A 16,625-nucleotide genomic window follows, 5' to 3' on the forward strand; every position below is an offset into this window, starting at 1 on the left:
GGCGGTCCTGTGTGAAACGGACGGCCCCGACCGGGGCGCTACCGCGGCCAGATCATCAACCGGACGGTGTCGCGTGACAAGGGCGGCGGGGCTGACCTGACGGCTAGTCCCGATCCGGCGTGCCGGGCGGCCCGCCGCCCTGGCCGCCGCCTTGGCCTCCGTCGTGGCGGACCACGCGGCGGCCCAGCGCCCGGGACCGGGACAGCGCCACCAGCCGGCCCCGGATGTCGGCGGCGGTCAGGTCGGCAGGGGCGTCACCGGCCGGCGGCGCGCCGTCGACCGGCGATGCACCACGCCGACGGCCTGTAGGCTGGATGGTCATGGCGATCCTTTCCGGGTGGTGCATGGGGGCGCGCCGGGAGGAAAGTCAGGCCCGCTCAATGGCCTGGGCCGCCTGGTCCAGGGCCTGGGCGATGGCGCGCGCCTGTTCTTCCGTCAGGCTTTCGCCGCGCAGACGCAAGCGCAGGGCCACTTTCAGGTTTTCCATGGCCCGGACGACGGAGGCGGGCGGCATCCAACCGCGCTGGGCGCTGACCTTGTCCAGCCGTTCCTTGATGGCGGCCAGGACATGGCGGTTTTCCTCCAGGAAGGCGGCGCCGGCCGGCGTCAGGGTGTACAGCTTCTTGCCGCCCTCACCCACCGCCACCTCGGTATGGCCCATTTCCTCCAACAGGGTCAGCGTCGGGTAGACGACGCCCGGGCTGGGGCTGTAGCCGCCGCCGACCTTTTCCTCGATGGCCTTGATGATCTCATAGCCGTAGCGGGGCTTTTCCTGGATCAGGTCCAGGAACAGGAAGCGCAGGTCGCCGTTCTCGAAGACCCGCGCCGCGCCGCCGCGGCCACCCCGGCCGCCGAAGCCCTCGCGCTCCCCCCGGCCCCAGCGGTCGCCATGGCCGCCCCAGTGCGCCCCCCAGGCGCCCCAGAACCCCTCGCCGTCGCGGCCACGGGCATGGCGACGGCCCCCTTCGCAGTGCCGGCCCTCATGATGTTTGAAAAAGCGCATGATGATGTCCTCGATCCTATCTAGTGTGTTATTCGATATATCGTGAGCTAAGATATATCTTGACCCTTTCTTGAGTCAAGGGTGGCGGCGCGGATTTATCGCAGATCATTGACGGCCCGGGGCGGCACCCCGGATAGTCGGGGCGCAAAAGAAGGAAGGCCCCGCCATGTCCCCCGACACCCTGCACAACCCCATGAGCCTGGTCGGCCGGTCCATGCTGGTGACCGGGGCGTCGGCCGGCATCGGCCAGGCCACCGCCGTGCTGCTGTCGCGCCTGGGCGCCCGCGTCACCCTGAACGGCCGGGATGAGGGGCGGCTGGGCGATACCCTGTCGCGGCTGTCCCCTGTTTCAAATGGTCCGGACGGGGGGCACCGCGTGGCGCCCTTCGACCTGGGGGAACTGGACGCCATCCCGGCGTGGATGAAGGAACAGGCGGCCCTGTCGGGCGCCTTCGACGGCGTGGCGCATTGCGCCGGCATCCAGACGCTGCGCCCCATCCGCATCTTCACCCAGGAGTTCTTCGACCAGGTGATGCGGGTCAACCTGGGCTCCTGCCTGGCGCTGGCCAAGGGGCTGCGGCAGAAGGGCGTGAAGGCGGAGCGCGCGGCCATGGTCTTCATCTCCTCCACCGCCGCCACCGCCGCCTCGCCGGCCAACATCGTCTATGCGGCGGCCAAGGGCGGCATCATCGCCGCGACCAAGGGCCTGTCGGCCGAACTGCTGCCCGACGGCATCCGCGTGAACTGCGTGGTGCCCAGCATCGTCATGACCGACCTGATCGAGCGCGGCTTCGAAAAGCTGAGTCAGGAGCAGATCGACCATCTGCAACGCCTGCAACCCCTGGGCTTCGGCCATGTCGATGACGTGGCGCACGCCATCGCCTATCTGCTGGCCGACACCGGCCGCTGGATCACCGGCACCGCCCTGACCGTCGACGGGGGGCGCACCGCGTGACCACCCCCTGGGTCAAACTAGGCGACGCGGCGGCGCTCGCCAGCCATGGCGACTATCTGACGGGCCGGGCGCCCGATGCCGAGGGCGCCGCCATTCCCGTGGTGGTGCAGAATTTCCAAGGAGTGCTGAAGGCCTTCCGCAACGTCTGCTCCCATCGCTTCGCCCTGATCCATGACCAGCCCTGCGGGCGCGGCCTGCTGCGCTGTCCCTATCATGGCTGGGTGTATGACGCGGACGGCGTGCCCATCGGCATTCCCTTCGACGACAGCGATTTCCACCTGGATACGCAGGCCCGCCGGCGCCTGGCGCTGACGCCCGTGGGCCTGGCCGTCAGCGGGGGCGCGGTGTGGGTGAACGTGGATGCGGCCGCCGCCTTCGCGGGAGACGCCTGATGGGGGAGATGCTACCCGCCCGCTGGTTCGATGACCCGCAGTGCCATGCCCGGGAGATGGCGGCGCTGCGGCGCCAGTGGCTGTACGTCGGCACCCGCTTCGAGGCGCCCCTGACCCGGTCGGTGCTGGGCACGCCCGTGACCCTGGACAGTTCCCTTAAGGCCACCGACGACCAGGGCCGGCCCCTGGAAACGGACGCCTACGGCGCCTTCGTGTTCGTGCGTCTGGAAGGGAATGGCCCCAGCCTGGCGGAACATCTGGGGCCGGTGGCGGGGCACCTGGCCCGGCTGTCGGGGCAGTGCGATCAGCCCATCGCCGACGACCATGTGGAATTCGCGGCCAACTGGAAGGCACTGGTGGAAAACACCATGGACGACTTCCACGGCTCCACCGTCCATCCCACCACCATCCATCCCGCCGTGCATGCCGACTGGCAAACGCATCTGGAAACACGGCGCTTCGGCCGGCACAGCACGTCCAGCTGGCGGCTGAGCGAGGGGACGGAAGCGTGGTGGCGGCGGATCGATGCCAAGGCCGGCCTGCGCCGGGTGGTGGACCATGCGCGCTATGACCACTGCTTCGTCTTCCCTAACCTGTACGTCGCCAGCTTTTACGGGGCCATGGTCATCACCCACACGGTGACGCCGCTGGCCCCGGACCGCAGCCGCCTGGACTGGCGCCTGTTCCTGCCGGTGACGGCGCCGGACAAGCCGGCCGTGGCGGCCTTTCGCCGGTCGCTGGCCACCCTGCTGGCGCACTCCGCCCGCACCGTGATCCTGGAGGATCAGCCGCTGTGCGAACGGGTGCAGCAGGCGCGGGGGGCGGCCCAGGTCGCCGGCGTCCTGGGCCGGCGCGAACGGCGCATCGCCGATTTCCATCACGCCTGGGCCCGGACCCTGGGCCTGGACGCCCCGCCCCGGCCGGCGGACGCGCTCTATGAGGAGGGGGACGCATGACCCTGAGTTATCGCATCCCGACGCAGGACGATGCCCGGCTGCTGCTGGACTGGCGGTTGCGGCCCGACATCGCCCTCCACCTGTTCACCCAGGTGGAGGACGATATCGACAAGCAGCGCGCCTGGCTGGCCCGCTGCGCCGCCCGTGACGATTACCATCACCGCATCATGATGGTGGACGGGGTGCCGGTGGGCTACGCCTCCATCACCGTCAGCCATCCGGCCTGGGGCATCGCCACCCTGGGCGCGTACATGGCCGACCGGCGGGGGCGTACGGGATCGGCGCCGCTGAACTTCACCCACGCCCTGAACCATGTCTTTTACGCCCTGGGCCTGCGCAAGGTGGTGAACCAGGTCATGGCCGACAACGACCGTGTGCTGCGCGGCCAGACCATGCTGGGATACCGGCATGTCGGGGTGTTGAAGGACCATGCGGTGAAGGAGGGGCAGGCATACGATGTCCACCTGTTTGAGATGGCGGCGGCCGACTGGGCGGTGAAACGCCTGAAATTCCGGGAATATGCCGATTGGGATGGGCGCCTGTGGCCCCCCGCCTAAAGGCGGATTGGCGGCGCCAGCCCATAAGGTTAACTGTCGTGCAAGGAACAGAAGGCAGCTCCGTTCCAGGGCAAAGGCCCCCACGATGACGACGACCGATCCCTCCCCCCACGCCCCGCCCCGCCGGCCCTCGACGCCCCGCCGGGTGGTGCTGTTCGCCCATTTCGACCGCGATGGGCAGATTGACGATCATGTCCTCTACTACCTGCGCGGCCTGCGCGAGGTGGCGGAGCGCATCCTGTTCGTCTCCGACGGCGCCTTGATGGAGGGCCAGGCAGAGCGGCTGGGCACCTTGGCAGAGCTGGTCCATGCCGGCCGCCACGGCGCCTATGACTTCGGCAGTTGGAAGCTGGGCTTTCAGGCCCTGGGTGCCGACATCACCCTTTATGACGAGGTGATCGTCGCCAACGACAGCTGCTATGGCCCCGTCTTCTCCTTCGCCCCGGTGTTCGAGGCCATGGCGGACCGGGAGTGCGATTTTTGGGGCCTGACCGATGGGCTGGTGGATGGCGACATCCGGTACCTGACCAGCAATTTCCTGGTGTTCCGCCCGGCCGTGACCCGCCATGCGGAGTTCACCCGCTTTTGGGCGGAGGTGACGCGGCAGCCCGACAAGACCGCCGTCTGCCGCGCCTATGAGTTCGGCCTCAGCCAGCGCCTCATGGCCCTGGGTTTCCGGCCCGGGCGCTATCTTCCCCAGGCCTTCGTGGCCAAGGAACTCTATTCCGACGTCTATTTCGACGACTGCCTAGAGGTCCACCGCATGCCCCTGGTGAAGGCGGCGGTGTTCAGCCAGAACCAGCAGCGCGTCGCCCGCCTGCGCGAGCGTCTGGACCGCATGGCCCAGTTCTATCCCGTGGCCCTGATCGAGGCGCATGTGGCGCGCCTATGCGGCACCGCCCACCCCCCTATCCATGACCTGCCCTGGCGGCAGGAACGTACGCGCCTGGCCTTCCTGCCCGGCACGTACAGGCGCAGCAAGTACAGCCGGGACCTGCGCTGGTGGTGGTGTTACATCCGCGTCCTGGGGGTGCCGGTCTTCGCCGCCGCCCGGCGGGTGCGGGCGGCGGCGTGACAGGTATCCTCAGGCCGCCCGTATTTCCGCCAGGAAGCGCACCACCTCGGACCGCAGGGCGTTCGACTGGCTGCCCAGGGAGCGGGCGGCGGCCAACACCTGGGATGCGGCGGCGCCGGTCTCGCCAGCGGCCCCCGTCACCCGGGCGATGTTGGACGACACCTCCTCCGTGCCCTGCGCTGCCTGGGTGACATTGCGGGCGATTTCCAGCGTGGTGGCGTTCTGTTCCTCCACCGCCGCTGAAATGGTGGCAGAGATGCCGTTGACCTCCTCGATGGTGCCGCTGATGCCCTGGATGGCGGCCACGACGCCGCCCGTCGCCTCCTGCATCTCCTGGATCTGGCGGGCGATGTCCTCGGTGGCGCGGGCGGTCTGGTTGGCCAGGCCCTTGACCTCGCTGGCCACGACGGCGAAGCCCTTGCCGGCGTCACCGGCGCGCGCCGCCTCGATGGTGGCGTTCAGGGCCAGCAGGTTGGTTTGGCCGGCGATGGCCTGGATCAACTCCACCACCGTGCCGATGCGTTGCGCCGCGTCCGCCAGGCCCTGGACCAGGACATCGGACTGGTTGGCGGCCTGCGCCGCCTCTGACGCCACGGTGCTGGACCGGGCCGCCTGGCGGCTGATCTCCTGGATGGAGCTGGTCATTTCCTCCGCCGCCGAGGCCACGGTCTGCACGTTGGCGGAGGTCTGTTCCGCCGCCGCCGCGGTAGCGGTGGCCTGGGCCTTGGTTCGTTCCGCCACGTCGGCCATGCTTTGCGCCGTCGAATCCAACTGGGTGGCAGCACCGCTGACCGCCTCCAGGATGCCGGCGACAGCGCCATCGAAACCCTGGATCAGGCGATCCACCGCTTGGGCGCGCCGCAACTTGGCCTCTTCCGCCTGCCGTTGTTCGGCCGCCAGCCGATCCGCCTCGATGGCGTTCTGCTTGAACACCTCAAGGGCGCGGGCCATGGCGCCGACCTCATCCCGCCGCTGCAGCCCATCGACCGTGATGCCCCGGTCACCCTCCGCCAGGCGACGCATGCGGTCGGTCAAGGCGGCGATGGGGGCCGCGATGGCGCCCGACAGCATCAGCGCCGCCAGGATGGCCACCGCCACCGCGGCGACACCCCCCAGGATGGTGGTCCAATAGGTGGTGTGGAAGGCGGACTGCTGCTCCTCATGGCGCTGGTCCAGCAGAGCCCGCTCCGCCGTGGTGATTTCGGCCACCTTGGCGCGGATGGCGTCCATCTGCGCTTTTCCGCCCATCACCGACTGCAGCGTGCGCGCCTGGTCCCGCTGGTCCGTCTTCATCAGGGCCACCAGCTTTTCCGCGTAGTCACGGTGCCAGGACCCGGCGAGGCGCTCGATCTCGTCCAGGCGCAGCTGCTGGGCCGCGTTGTCCGCCGTCAGGGCCCGGGCCGTGGACATCGACTGGGCGTAGGCGTCGGCACCGCTTTTGTACGGGGCCAGCACCGCCTCATCTGCAGACACCAGATATCCGCGCAGGCCCGTTTCCTGGTCGACCAGGGCCGCCAGCGCCCCGTCGACGGCGTCCAGCACCTTGTAGCCGTGAGCCGTCCATCCGGTGCTGTCCTGGATGAAGGACACGCGGGTATAGGTCAGTCCGCTGACCGCGAAGGAAATGACCAGCACCAGGGAAAAGGCCGCGGCCAGTTTTCCCAGGATGCGAAGATTGCTCAGCAAAGTCATGAAGCGCGCTCCACCGGATGAATTTCACCCTTGGATTACGCAAGCTGGGCAGGTTCCGGACCACAAGACCTTGGTTTTGAAACCAAGGTGGTATGTCCAGCGGGATATCCGCCAAGAGTGGGGGCGCGGCCTAGGCGTTTACGGCAAAAAGGATAGTTCGATCAGTCGCTTGGCCTACCGATCCGCCAGCATTCGCCGCAGCCGCGCCAGGGTGCGGGTGAAGACGCCGTTGTCGTTCAGCGCCCGCGACAGCACCAGGGCCCCCTGGATGCCGGCCACCACCTCCTCCGCGTCGGCTTGTGCCTGGTCGGGGTCGCGGCCGGCCCGCACCAGGGCGCCGGCCAGGGCCTGGACCCAGGCGGCGAAATAGCCATGGACCTGCGCGGCGAACAGGTCGCGGGCGTCGCCCAGGGCGAAGACGCCCACGACGCACACCCGCTGGCCCGACCGGAAATACGCGTCCGTGGCCTGGAACATGGCCTCCACCGCCGCCAAGCCGCCGCCCTCCGTTTCCAGCGGGTCGAAGACGTGGGTGCGGAACCAGCCGTCGATATGGGCCAGCACCGCCTCCGCCATCTCGGCCTTGCCGCCGGGGAAGAAGTTGTAAAGGCTGCCCTTGCCCAGGCCGGTGCGGGCCGTGATGGCGGAGAGGCTGGCGCCCTCGAAGCCATGGTCACGGAAGACTTCCGCCAGGACGGGGATCACGTCCTGGCGGTCGGCAAGCGTACGCGCCATGCTGTCACAGCCCCAGGTCGCTGAGACCGGGATGGTCATCAGGGCGGCGGCCCAGCGGCCAATGGAACTTGCGTTCCGACTCCTTGATCGGATGTTCGTTGATGCAGGCGTGGCGCGCCCGCATCAACCCGTCGGCGTCAAACTCCCAATTCTCGTTGCCATAGGCACGGAACCAGTTGCCGCTGTCGTCGTGGTATTCGTACGCGAAGCGTACGGCGATTCGGTTTTCCGTGTACGCCCAGATTTCCTTGATCAGGCGGTAGTCCAGTTCCTTGGCCCACTTGCGGGCCAGGAAAGCCTCGATCGCCGGGCGGCCGGTGACGAACTCCGCCCGGTTGCGCCAGCGGCTGTCGACGGTATAGGCCTGCGCCACCTTGGCGGGATCACGGCTGTTCCAGCCATCCTCGGCGGCGCGGACCTTCTGGATGGCGGTATCAAGAGTGTAGGGGGGTAAAGGCGGACGGGACATGGGGACCTCCAAAGATTAGGGTTTGTAGAAGCAACTTGTACCGATCGGTACGTCATTTACCGATTGGTACAACGCCGCCCGTCGCCTGGCAAGAGGTCTTTTTCGTCCCGTCCTATTTTGGCAGGTGCCGATCCTCAGGCGACGGCGCGCTGGGGAACCGCCACCGCGACCAGATCCTCGATGCTGACCAGGGGCATGCCGTGGGTTTCGGCATAGGTCACCAGGTCCGGCAGGCGGGACATGTCGCCGTTCGGCAACATCACCTCGCACAGCACGCCGGCGGGCGGCCGGCCGGCGCGGCGCATCAGGTCGATGGTGGCCTCGGTATGGCCCCGGCGGGCAGCCAGCCCGCCCGGATGGGCGCGCAAGGGGAAGACATGGCCGGGGCGGGCCAGGTCTTCCGGCCGGGCATCGGCGGCGATGGCCGTGCGGATGGTGGTGACGCGGTCGGCGGCCGAGACGCCGGTGGTGACGCCGGTCTTGGCCTCTATGCTGACGGTGAAGGCGGTGCCGTAGCGCGAGGAGTTGGCCCCCACCATGGGCGGCAGGTCCAGCACGCGGGCGCGTTCGTCGGTCAGCACCAGGCAGACGATGCCGCTGCAGTCGCGGATCAGCAGGGCCATCTGCGCCACCGTCAGGCTGTCAGCGGCGTAGATGACGTCACCTTCGTTCTCACGGTCGGCGTCGTCGACGACGATGACACCCTGGCCCGCCTGGATGGCGGCCACAGCGCGGGCCACCCGGGTTTCGGCATCGCCGAAACGGGACAGCAAATCATCGTCATGGGCGGATATTTGGGAAATCTGACTCAAGGATCTCACTCCGTTCAACAGTCGGGCGAGCCTGAATCAGGGCAAAAAGAGAGCATGGGCGGACGGCGTGTCCCCCCGGGGCAGGCCACCATGCGCGTGCGCACGCCCGTCCCGGGCCCGGCAAGGCCCGAGGGGGTTCGCGCCCGCGTAGCGCAGGCCGGCTCATCCTCTTCCATCCGGACTGTAACCGTCGGCCCCGGCATTTCACCGGGTCTGCTGACCCCGTGGGCGTTACCGCCCCCGGGCGCTCGCGGGCTCCCCCTCCGTCAGGAGGGGATACCGCCGGTCGGGATTTTCACCCTGCCCTGAGAACAAGCGTATCGCCATCCGGCGGCGCCGGATGACAGGTTGATAGGACAACCATGCGCCCGCCCTGTCAACAGGGGGCATGGTTTGAATTTCCTCATGAGCCTTATGACGGGTCGGTCGCCCGCGCCGCCACACGATCCAGGAAAGCAAGGGCGGGGCCGGCGGTGCGCGGCAGGCCCTTATACCGGGCCACCGGCTCCGGCACCGTGCGCAGCACGTGCGCGACCTGGGCCGCTTCTGCGCCGGTCAGGTCGGCCAGGGCGCGCTGATAGGTGCGGATGGTGAACAGGATGGCGCCGGTGGCGGGCAGGCGGCGCAGGGTCTGGCGCTCGATGCGCAGGAACAGACGGTGCCCCGCGTTGTCCGGCGTGAGGGCGGCATCGGCGGCGGTGTGCGCCACCTCCTCCGGCTGGAACAGGGCGGGGTCGTCGTTCAGGCCCCAGTTCATGCGCCAGACCGGCCGTTCCGGCGCCAAGGTTTCCAGGAAGCGGTCCACCGGCCGCCCCAGCTTTTCCCCGTACAGGGCCACGGGCGCGTGGATGCCGGCCATGGGCCGGCCCAGCTTCTCCCGCAGCCGCCAGCGGTTGGGAAAGCACAGCACGGCGGCCGCCAGCACCGGCGCGCCGTCGTCACCGGGCAGCAGCAGACACAAATCCTCCGCCACCAGCCGGCCGGCCACCTCCAATGGATTGGGGGCGGCCGCGTCCAGGTCCCATGTCTCCCCCGTCAGGTGGCAGGTGAGGTGGCGACCGTCGCGGGCATAGGCGCCGGGGAAATGGCGGGGCAGATGATCCGCCATCAATGCCAGCACTTCCGCCTGGGCATCGTGGCTGCCCGGCAGGAATCCGGTCACGGCCCCGTGCCGGTTAGTCAGCAACACGCGCCGCTCGGCCAGCAGCGCGGGACAGCTGTCGTCCACCATCAGCCAACGGGCGGGGTCCAGGGCCATCAGGCCCATGGCCATGCGCCAGTCACCGGCATCGAACGGCCAGCACGGTTGTTCCGGCGGCAGGGTCCAGGCGGCCACGCCTTACACGTCCAGGGGCGCGAAATCCTCGGGCAGTTCGGCCAGCGTCGGCTCGGCGATGGGGCCGACCTCCGCCACCAGGGTGCCCCAGGACCAGCCGACGCCGAAACCGGCCATGAGCAGCTTTTTCGGGCCTTCCGCCAGCATGGGCCCCAGCCGGTGGCAGATGGCCAGGGGCACGGAGGCGGAGCTGGTGTTGCCGAACTTTTCCATATCGATGAGGAAGCGCTCGGGCGACGCCCCGATCTTCTTGCGGATGTGGTCCAGCATCATGCGGTTGGCCTGGTGCGGGACGATCATGTCGATATCGTCCAGCGTCACGCCGGCATGCTCCATCGCCTCGCGCAGCAGCGGCGGAACGGAGCGCAGGGTGAAGGTGAAGACCTCCGCCCCGTTCAGGTGTAGGCGGGCATCACGGTAGAGGCGCTTGTGCTCCTCCTCCGACCAGGGCTCCTCGCCCGGGATCAGGCAGTCGCGCTTGCCGCCGGCCTTCACGAAGATGTGCTTGGCCCCGCTTCCGTCGGTGCCCAGGATGGCGTGGATGGGCGGCGCGTCGGCATCCACCTCCAGCGCCGTGGCGCTGCCGGCGTCGCCGAACAGGGGCAGGGTGGCGCGGTCATCAGGGCGCAGCCAGCGGGCCGAGTTGTCGCCCGCCAGCACCAGGGCGCGCCGCGCCGTGCTGCCGCCCAGGAGGCGGGACGCCATCCAGGTGCCGTAGGCGAAGCCGGAACAGCCCAGCGGCACGTCGAAGGCGGCGGCGGTGGTGGGCAGGCCCAGGCGGCGCTGGATGATGGCGGCGGTGACGGGCAGGACGTAGTCCGCGTCCTGGCTGACAAAGATCAGCAGGTCGACGGAGGCCGGGTCCCAGTCCAACTGCCGCATCAGGCCCTCGGCCGCCGCCACGCACATGTCGGACGCCATGTAGGGCCGGGGCAGCAGGCGCCGTTCCGCCACGCCGATGGTGGCGTGCAGCTTGCGCGCCTCTTCCTCGGTGAACAGGGTGTGGTCTTCCAGATAGGAATGCCGTTCCTTCGGCACCACGGCCCGGAAGCCCTTGATCCGCACGCCTTCGACGATGGCCTTCACCGCAACCCGCCCTGAGAGAAGTGTCCTGAGCTGCTATAGTATGGCCATTCCCGCCCCGATGCCAAAGGCCCTCTGTTGATCGCGTCCCCCATACCCGCCGGCCCCACCGTCCTGATCCGCGCCGACGCCACCGCGTCCATGGGCACCGGCCACGTCATGCGCTGCCTGGCCGTGGCGGAGGCCCTGGCCGAGCGGGGGGCGGTGCCCCTGTTCGCCGCCGTGGACCTGCCGCCGGCCCTGGCGCGGCGGCTGGATGCCGCCGGTTTCGCCGTGGCCCTGCTGCCGGGGCCGGCGAGCGGGCCCGAGGATCTCGCCGGCCTGGCGGCGGAGATGGACCGGAGCAGGGCATGCGCCGTCATCCTGGACGGCTATCACTTCACCGACGCCTATCGGGCCGGATTGGCGGCCCGCACGGCGGCCCAGGGCGTGCCGGTCATGGCCTTCGACGACGGGCCCGGCACCCGGCCCCTGCACGCCAGGCTGATCGTGAACCCGGGTGCGGCGGTGAACCAGGCCGCCTATCGCGCCGCCAATCCGGACGCCGTGCTGGCCCTGGGCCCCGCCTACGCCCCCCTGCGGGCGGAGTTCCGCCGGGCGCGCGGCCAGGCCCTGCCGCCCTTGGACCAGCGCCGCCGCCTGCTGCTGACCTTCGGCGGCACCGACCCGGCGGGCCTGACCCTGCCCTGCCTGAAACGCCTGGCCCCGGCCCTGCCCGACGGCGTGGGCCTGGACGTGGTGGTGGGGGGCAGCAACCCCAACACCGACTGCATCCGCACGGCCGGGGAGCGCTTCCCCAACACGGTGGTTCATGTGGAAACGCCGCGCATGGCGGACCTGATGCGCGACGCCGGCCTGGCCCTGTCCGCCGCCGGCGGCACGCTGGGAGAGCTGGCCTGTCTGGCGGTGCCCACCCTGCTGGTGGTGGTGGCGGACAACCAGGCCAGCAGCGCCGGCGCCGTGGCGGCATCGGCCAAGGCCCGGGTCATCGACGCGCGCGGCATGGACAGGGCGGAGGCGGCCGAGCGCATCACGGCGGCCACCCTGGCGCTGTGGGCCGATAGCGACGCCCGCGCGGCCCTGAGCCACCGCATTGCCGATGGGCAAAGTGTGGATGGAAGGGGCGCGGTGCGGATCGCCCAGGCCTTGCTGGATGTGGCGCAGGCGTCAGCGGGATAGCGTTCAGCGGGACAGGCGTAGCGTCACCTCGACCGCCCGGCCGGGCAGGGCGCGGGCGGTGACCAGGCCGCCGTTGCGGCTGGCCACGATCTCGCCCGCGTTGGCGTCGCCCTGCATGATGGCCAGGGCGTTGGTCAGGTTGCTGCCGCGCACGATCACCTCGACACCGTCACGGGGACGCAGGGTCAGCGTGGCGCCCAGCAGGTGGACGGCGGGCAGCGCCAGGGTGTTGGCGTCATCGCCATAGCGGCTGCCCAGGAAGCGCCAGTCCGCCTCAAGCGACACGGCACCGTCGGCCAAGGTCAGCTGGGGCCGCAGGCTGGTCATCACCCGGGGGATGCGGCGGGGCAGGTTGCCGTCGAAACTGCGGATGGCCTGGCCGCCATCGTCCAGGGTGTCATGGAAGACGTAATGGGCGAAGCGGGGGTCCTGCAAGGTCGCGGTGGCGGAGACGGACAGCAGTTCCAGCGGCCGCCAGCTTCCCTCCAACTCCACCCCCACGGTGCGGGCCTGGGCGTTCAACCTTCTGCGCACCAGGGCGCCACTGGCGTCCGTATACTGGTCGCCGAAGGAGATGTTGTCGAAATCGTTCCAGAACAGGGTGGCGTAGGCCGCCGTCGCCACCGTCTCATGGCTGACGCCCAACTCGGCCTGACTGACCCGCTGAACGACCAGGCCGTCGGGTGTCACGGTGTTGCGGAAACTGCCGATTCCGGGGTCGCGGAAGGTGCGGGTTCCCCGCAGGAACAGGCCGGTGTCCTCCGCCGCCCGCCAGGACAGGCCGGCGGAGACTGCGGTGGCGTCATAGTGCCGGCCGAACCCCTGATACTGTCCCGTGCCCTGCGCCACCGCGTTGTCGGCCAGCGCCGCGGCACCGCCCACATCCACGGTCTGCACCCCCTCGACCACGCCGGAAAAGGCCTGCCGCTCCTGGCGGATGCCTAAGTCCAGGCGCCAGTCGGGGGCCAGTTGCCATTCATCGGCCAGGTACAGGGCCAGGGCCCCGGTATCCCCGGCCGTATGCTCATAGGTGGCGTTCTCGTTCAGCACGCCGCCATCCGTGACCTGGCTAAGAACCCGCCCGGCGGCATCCACCGCCACCACATCCAGCAGGCGACCCTGGCTTCGCGCCTGGACCAGCGCGCTGGCGATGTGCCGGCGGTAATCCATCCGATCGCCGGCGGCATAAAGCCCGGCTGTCACATCATGCGTTTCACCCCACAGCAGACGGCGGCCGCTGAGCGACACGTCCAGGATGGCCTCGCTAATGCCGATGTCGGCCTCGGTCGGGGCGACCCGCGCCACCAGGCTGTCCAGCGGGATGGGGCCGTCGCCGGCCTGGGGCTTGGCATACCTGAGGGTGGTCCTGTCGGCCCCGGGGTAGGCGGCGGCCACCTGCGGCCACAGAGTGGCCAGCATGTCGCCGGCCGTCATGGCCGCACCGCTGGAGGCGATGGAATAGCGCCAGGTGTCGGACCGGCGCAGCCGGGCCTTCACCGCCAGGCGGGTGTCCTCATCCACATCCTGGTCCCACAGCATCGTGCCGGCCGTCAGCCGGTTGACGTTGTTATGGCCGAACGGCACCTGGCGGCTGCCGTTGCCATCCTTCAGGGTCAGGGTCCGCAGGTCGGACCCGAACCAGCTGCCGTACAGCGGATCGAAACCGGACACGCCGGTGACGCCGTCCGCCGTGGACAGCAGCGGCATGGAGGAGGTGTTGAACGTGGCGTCGTCCTGGCGCCGGACGTTGAACCGCAGGGTGCCGGTTGGCAGGTCATGCGCCAGGCTGAGACGGACCTGCCCGCCATCCAGGTTGCTGACATGGTCGCGCACGCCGGCGTTGCGGGACCAATACCCGCCCAGGGCCGCGGACCAGCCGCCGCCCACCACACCGTCCTCCGCCCCATCAGTCCCCAGCGGGCCGCCGACATAGCCGTCGAAGCGGCGCAGCCCCCGGTCCGACACGGTGACGGCCGCCACCTGCGTCGGCTGGGCCGGGGCGCGGGTGATGAGGTTCAAGGTGCCGCCCACGGCGTTGCTGGCGAAGACGGAGGATGGGCCGCCACGCACATATTCCACCCGGTCCACCGTCTCATCCAACCGGAAATACTGGTCCACGTCGGCCCAGGGCAGGCTGCTGTCCTGCTGCACCGGCAGCCCATCCTCCAACACCGCGACACCGTTGTACCCATCCAGGGGCATGCCCCGGACCCGCATGGTGTTGGCGGCGACACCGGCCGAGGTGTCGGCCCAAACCCCGGGTATGGCCGCCAGCAGGGCGGCGCCGCCATCAGACCGGGGCACGCCCCGCAGGGTGGCGTTGGACTGGACACTGATGGAATAGCTGAGGTCCAGCCGCGACAGCGGCAGAACCCCACGCCGCCCCGTGACGATCACCTCCGGCGCATCCAGCGGCTCCACCGGCAGGACCGAGGGCGGCGGCGAAACGGCGGCGGCAGCGGCCGGGGCGGCGCGGCTGACCAGGATGCCGCCGCTGGCCACGCGGCACTCCAGGGCCAGCGGCCCGCACAGACGGCGCAGCGCCTCCTCCAGCGTGACGGCGCCGCTGACCGCCGCCGCCGTGCGCCCGGCCACGTCGTCCGGTCGCACTGCCAAGGGCAGGCCGGCGCGCTCAGCCAGGCGACGCAGGGACGTTTCCACGGAACCGGCCGGGAGATCCCAGGCGGCACGGTCGGGCGCGGACGCCCGCGCGGCGCCGGCCGGGACCAGCGGCACCAGGAAAAGGACGGCCCAGGCGACGAGGAAGGGATAGCGGAATGCCATGGGGGATGCGACGGGGCCCGGCGCCCGTCGGGGCCAGGGGCGGAGGGCGGCCCACTATAGGGACCGCGCATGACAATGGCGTGGCATTGCCGTCCGATGGCGGAAGGTCAGCCCAGCCGCAAACCGTCGCCGCTTTCGCCCAGCCGCAGGCCGTACAGCCCCGCGATCAGCCGCAGGCTGTCCGCCGGCTGGTCCAGGCGGAAGCGGCCGCTGATGGGCAGCTTGCCCAGGTCCGGCCGCGCCAGCGCCAGCGACCGGGGCGAATAGCGGGCCAGATGCGCCACCACCACATCCAGCCGCTGGTCGCGCACCACCAGCCAACCCTGGCGGAAGGCATCGGCATCGCCCGGGTCCACCCGGTCGCGGACCACCCCGCCGCCGGCGGCAACCACCAGCCGGTCGCCCACGGTCAGGTCATGGTGCCGGTCATCGACGCGGGCCGCCGCCCGGCCCGCCGTGACGGTCAGGTCAACCTGACCAGCCGACCGATCCAGGATGAACGCGCCATCGGCCACCTCAACCGCCAAGGACCGGGCCTGGGCGCGCCAGGGCTGGCCCGCCGGCGCCACCCGCACCGCCACCTGGCCGGCGAGCAGATCCAGGCGCCGGCCCGCCACCGTCACCCGGCTGGCGGCATCCAGGACCAGGGCGCCACCATCGGCCAGCGCCACCTCCCGCCGCTGTCCGATGGCGGTCGCATATTCATCATTCCGGTCCGGGGCCGCCCGATCCCAGGCCACCTGGCGGAGCCAGGCCCCGGCGCCGGCCAAGGCGGCCACCCCGGCGACACCAGCGGCCAGCGCCCGGCGCCGGCTGGCGAGAAACGGCCGCGGGACGTCATCGTTGGCCGCGGCGGGCACCCCCTCCGCCAGCGCCTGCGCCAGGGCCGGATCCTCCCACAGGGCCCGGACCTGTTCCGTCGCCCGGGCGTGGGCCGGATCGGCGGCCAGCCAGGCCAGGAAGGCCGCCTGCCGCGCCGGCGTCCAGGGCTCATCGGCCAACACCCAGTCGGCCGCCGCCTCCAGCATGGCCTCGCTGGGAGGGGCCCCGCCGGGGGACAGAGGGGGGGAACCGACGGTCATGCCGCGCCGTCCTCGCCCATCACGGCGGCCAGTTGGGCCAGGGCCCGGGTCAAATGCTTCTTCACCGTTTCCTCACTGATGCCCATGGCGCGGGCGATCTCCTGCCGGCTTTGCCCCTTGAGGCGGCGGCGCACCACCACCTCCCGACGCTGGGGCGGCAGGGCGCGCAGGGCCGATGTCAGGGCCGCCAACCGCTGGCGGCCCGACACCACCTGGTCCGGGGGCGGCGACGCGCACGGCAGGTCGTCCGCCAGCGGTTCCTGGACGGGTGTGTCGACCCGGTCCAGGATGACGCTGTGGGCGACGCGCAGGGCATAGGGGACGGGCTGGCGGACATCGCCCTCCCGCACCCGTTCCAGCATGCGAAGCATGGTTTCCTGGTAAACATCGTCCGCCTCGGCCGGATTGCGGATCCGGTTGCGGATGAAGGCCAGCAGCCGGCGGTTGCCCGCCAGCAGGTCGGCCACGATATCGGGATACCCCAAACTCAGCATACGGGTCGGTCCCATTTCCGC

At 70.2% G+C, this 16,625-nt stretch carries 17 protein-coding genes and 1 riboswitch; of the genes, 6 read left to right on the forward strand and 11 right to left on the reverse strand.

The features are described 5' to 3' along the window. Positions 1-103: 103 nt before the first annotated feature. On the reverse strand, positions 104-322 hold the full coding sequence (locus tag ULB03_RS18850) for a hypothetical protein (RefSeq protein WP_322484639.1): 219 nt from the start codon (positions 320-322) through the stop codon (positions 104-106). Between the two features lie 45 nt (positions 323-367). Continuing rightward, positions 368-1,003 carry a PadR family transcriptional regulator gene (locus ULB03_RS18855; RefSeq protein ID WP_322484640.1) on the reverse strand — a complete coding sequence of 212 codons (636 nt, stop codon included), beginning with the start codon at positions 1,001-1,003 and terminating at the stop codon, positions 368-370. Positions 1,004-1,169: 166 nt separating this feature from the next. Between ULB03_RS18855 and ULB03_RS18860 the strand changes: the two genes are divergently transcribed. The 5 genes from ULB03_RS18860 (at position 1,170) to ULB03_RS18880 (ending at position 4,938) form a co-directional block, all read left to right on the forward strand. Continuing rightward, entirely contained in the window at positions 1,170-1,958 is a 789-nt protein-coding gene (locus ULB03_RS18860; RefSeq protein WP_322484641.1) for an SDR family NAD(P)-dependent oxidoreductase, read from the forward strand. Continuing rightward, positions 1,955-2,350, forward strand: coding sequence for a Rieske 2Fe-2S domain-containing protein (locus tag ULB03_RS18865; protein ID WP_322484642.1), 396 nt, complete (start codon positions 1,955-1,957; stop codon positions 2,348-2,350). Before ULB03_RS18860 ends, ULB03_RS18865 begins: the two co-directional genes overlap by 4 nt. After that, a complete protein-coding gene (locus tag ULB03_RS18870) occupies positions 2,350-3,306 on the forward strand; it encodes an RHO alpha subunit C-terminal catalytic domain-containing protein (RefSeq protein ID WP_322484643.1) in 957 nt (318 codons plus the stop codon). The genes ULB03_RS18865 and ULB03_RS18870 overlap by 1 nt, the downstream gene beginning before the upstream one ends. Next, entirely contained in the window at positions 3,303-3,863 is a 561-nt protein-coding gene (locus ULB03_RS18875) for a GNAT family N-acetyltransferase (protein WP_322484644.1), read from the forward strand. Before ULB03_RS18870 ends, ULB03_RS18875 begins: the two co-directional genes overlap by 4 nt. Before the next feature lie 85 nt (positions 3,864-3,948). Continuing rightward, positions 3,949-4,938, forward strand: a complete 990-nt coding sequence (locus tag ULB03_RS18880) for a rhamnan synthesis F family protein (RefSeq protein ID WP_322484645.1) — start codon at positions 3,949-3,951, stop codon at positions 4,936-4,938. 9 nt (positions 4,939-4,947) lie between these two features. Here ULB03_RS18880 and ULB03_RS18885 read toward each other — a convergent pair whose 3' ends face one another. The 6 genes from ULB03_RS18885 to ULB03_RS18910 form a co-directional block, all read right to left on the reverse strand. Further along, on the reverse strand, positions 4,948-6,630 hold the full coding sequence (locus tag ULB03_RS18885; protein WP_322484646.1) for a methyl-accepting chemotaxis protein: 1,683 nt from the start codon (positions 6,628-6,630) through the stop codon (positions 4,948-4,950). A 174-nt stretch (positions 6,631-6,804) separates the two neighbouring features. Then, positions 6,805-7,365 (reverse strand): TetR/AcrR family transcriptional regulator, encoded by a 561-nt coding sequence (locus ULB03_RS18890; protein ID WP_322484647.1) that lies wholly within the window; start codon positions 7,363-7,365, stop codon positions 6,805-6,807. Between the two features lie 4 nt (positions 7,366-7,369). Next, entirely contained in the window at positions 7,370-7,834 is a 465-nt protein-coding gene (locus ULB03_RS18895) for a nuclear transport factor 2 family protein (protein ID WP_322484648.1), read from the reverse strand. A 134-nt stretch (positions 7,835-7,968) separates the two neighbouring features. After that, the gene (gene ribB / locus ULB03_RS18900; protein ID WP_322485232.1) at positions 7,969-8,637 is read right to left on the reverse strand and encodes a 3,4-dihydroxy-2-butanone-4-phosphate synthase; all 669 of its coding nucleotides are present in this window, start codon (positions 8,635-8,637) and stop codon (positions 7,969-7,971) included. A 169-nt stretch (positions 8,638-8,806) separates the two neighbouring features. Then, positions 8,807-8,963: riboswitch (FMN riboswitch) on the reverse strand. A gap of 95 nt (positions 8,964-9,058) precedes the next feature. Continuing rightward, entirely contained in the window at positions 9,059-9,982 is a 924-nt protein-coding gene (locus ULB03_RS18905) for a heme-dependent oxidative N-demethylase family protein (protein ID WP_322484649.1), read from the reverse strand. Positions 9,983-9,985: 3 nt separating this feature from the next. Continuing rightward, the gene (locus tag ULB03_RS18910) at positions 9,986-11,068 is read right to left on the reverse strand and encodes a 3-oxoacyl-ACP synthase III family protein (RefSeq protein ID WP_322484650.1); all 1,083 of its coding nucleotides are present in this window, start codon (positions 11,066-11,068) and stop codon (positions 9,986-9,988) included. 75 nt (positions 11,069-11,143) lie between these two features. Between ULB03_RS18910 and pseG the strand changes: the two genes are divergently transcribed. Continuing rightward, a complete protein-coding gene (pseG, locus tag ULB03_RS18915; RefSeq protein ID WP_322484651.1) occupies positions 11,144-12,244 on the forward strand; it encodes a UDP-2,4-diacetamido-2,4,6-trideoxy-beta-L-altropyranose hydrolase in 1,101 nt (366 codons plus the stop codon). A 3-nt stretch (positions 12,245-12,247) separates the two neighbouring features. Here pseG and ULB03_RS18920 read toward each other — a convergent pair whose 3' ends face one another. From ULB03_RS18920 to ULB03_RS18930, 3 genes are all read right to left on the reverse strand, one after another. Next, positions 12,248-15,028 carry a TonB-dependent receptor gene (locus tag ULB03_RS18920; RefSeq protein ID WP_322484652.1) on the reverse strand — a complete coding sequence of 927 codons (2,781 nt, stop codon included), beginning with the start codon at positions 15,026-15,028 and terminating at the stop codon, positions 12,248-12,250. A 107-nt stretch (positions 15,029-15,135) separates the two neighbouring features. Next, entirely contained in the window at positions 15,136-16,110 is a 975-nt protein-coding gene (locus ULB03_RS18925) for a FecR family protein (protein WP_322484653.1), read from the reverse strand. Then, a complete protein-coding gene (locus ULB03_RS18930; RefSeq protein ID WP_322484654.1) occupies positions 16,107-16,604 on the reverse strand; it encodes an RNA polymerase sigma factor in 498 nt (165 codons plus the stop codon). The genes ULB03_RS18925 and ULB03_RS18930 overlap by 4 nt, the downstream gene beginning before the upstream one ends. Between the last annotated feature and the right edge of the window lie 21 nt (positions 16,605-16,625).

This window comes from Nitrospirillum goiasense, assembly GCF_034427435.1.
GTDB lineage: Bacteria > Pseudomonadota > Alphaproteobacteria > Azospirillales > Azospirillaceae > Nitrospirillum.

Excerpts from the sequence above, each read along its gene's own strand:
- ULB03_RS18850 (WP_322484639.1), bottom strand. The coding sequence starts at position 322 with ATGACCATCCAGCCTACAGGCCGTCGGCGTGGTGCATCGCCGGTCGAC.
- ULB03_RS18855 (WP_322484640.1), bottom strand. The coding sequence starts at position 1,003 with ATGCGCTTTTTCAAACATCATGAGGGCCGGCACTGCGAAGGGGGCCGT.
- ULB03_RS18860 (WP_322484641.1), top strand. The coding sequence starts at position 1,170 with ATGTCCCCCGACACCCTGCACAACCCCATGAGCCTGGTCGGCCGGTCC.
- ULB03_RS18870 (WP_322484643.1), top strand. The coding sequence starts at position 2,350 with ATGGGGGAGATGCTACCCGCCCGCTGGTTCGATGACCCGCAGTGCCAT.
- ULB03_RS18875 (WP_322484644.1), top strand. The coding sequence starts at position 3,303 with ATGACCCTGAGTTATCGCATCCCGACGCAGGACGATGCCCGGCTGCTG.
- ULB03_RS18880 (WP_322484645.1), top strand. The coding sequence starts at position 3,949 with ATGACGACGACCGATCCCTCCCCCCACGCCCCGCCCCGCCGGCCCTCG.
- ULB03_RS18885 (WP_322484646.1), bottom strand. The coding sequence starts at position 6,630 with ATGACTTTGCTGAGCAATCTTCGCATCCTGGGAAAACTGGCCGCGGCC.
- ULB03_RS18890 (WP_322484647.1), bottom strand. The coding sequence starts at position 7,365 with ATGGCGCGTACGCTTGCCGACCGCCAGGACGTGATCCCCGTCCTGGCG.
- ULB03_RS18895 (WP_322484648.1), bottom strand. The coding sequence starts at position 7,834 with ATGTCCCGTCCGCCTTTACCCCCCTACACTCTTGATACCGCCATCCAG.
- ULB03_RS18920 (WP_322484652.1), bottom strand. The coding sequence starts at position 15,028 with ATGGCATTCCGCTATCCCTTCCTCGTCGCCTGGGCCGTCCTTTTCCTG.
- ULB03_RS18925 (WP_322484653.1), bottom strand. The coding sequence starts at position 16,110 with ATGACCGTCGGTTCCCCCCCTCTGTCCCCCGGCGGGGCCCCTCCCAGC.
- ULB03_RS18930 (WP_322484654.1), bottom strand. The coding sequence starts at position 16,604 with ATGCTGAGTTTGGGGTATCCCGATATCGTGGCCGACCTGCTGGCGGGC.